We start from the raw sequence: 1,020 nt of genomic DNA, 5'->3' as shown, positions 1-1,020 counted from the left end.
AAATTCATATGTATATCCTTCTGCTGAAAATGTGCCAAGAGTTACATCTGGAATTCTCCTTTTGAGTCCCAAATCAACTACCAATCCTTCTCTAAAGCTAAGTGGTGTAGTCGTGTTGATGTTCATATGTAATGACACTACATCATTTTGATCTACTGCGATGTGCATACCACCTTGACCACCATATTGATTTTGAATGTTTACATTTAAAATATCAGCATTAGGGTATGCTTCTAATTGTGACAAGTAATTATTAGCAAATTTTTCATCTACTTGCATGAGTGACACCCATGAAACATTTTTACTATAATCTAGTTTTGTATTGCTACTAAACGATTGATTTAAGCCTAAAAGATTTCCTTCTCCTTCAATAAATAATGCGTTATTCTTTACTAAAAACGTGTAGTCATAGGAATCGGTTTTGATAGTACCAAGTTCTGTATCTTTAAACTCTCCTAAGTCTTTTAAAGAAACGATTTGTCCTGTTTTTAATGGCAATGCTTCAATAGTAGAGAAATTAATGTTTACAATAAGTTCATTGGTTTGTATATTTCTACTTATTGAAAAACCACCTTGTGCGCCATATTTATTTTCTAAATCAGCCGTTAGAATATCATCATTTTTATAGGCACTTAATTTCTTTTGATATTCGCCTGCAAGCGCTTTGTCAACTAAAACCAAATCTACCCAAGAAAAATTTAGTCCTGAGAGTACTCCTGTTTGTGTGGTTGTCGCTACAAGAATATCATCTGAAGCTTTTGGCGGGATGACGTAGGTTAAATTTTCAAACTTATCATAGACATAATAGGTGTCGTGTTTTTGATTGGCATTAAACGTACGTTTTAAAATTACGCGTCCAAGTTTATCTGTAAATTCTTCTGTAGTATGATCTTTTGAAAACTGTTGATTGGGTGTCCAATTCTCATCCTTTACAATCCTTTTTTGTAATGTTCCTTGCGCGTAATATGCGATAAATTCGAGCTGGGTTAGTTCCGTATCATCATTTGGGTGCGATACCCC

At 33.9% G+C, this 1,020-nt stretch carries 1 protein-coding gene; it reads right to left on the bottom strand.

From position 1 onward, the window contains the following. The coding region (locus AA089_RS25290; RefSeq protein WP_046759378.1) for a hypothetical protein at positions 1 to 1,020 on the bottom strand (1,020 nt) is incomplete at both ends.

It is taken from the genome of Kordia jejudonensis (assembly GCF_001005315.1).
In the GTDB taxonomy this organism is placed as follows: domain Bacteria; phylum Bacteroidota; class Bacteroidia; order Flavobacteriales; family Flavobacteriaceae; genus Kordia; species Kordia jejudonensis.
This window is presented reverse-complemented; position numbering and strand designations above follow the sequence as displayed.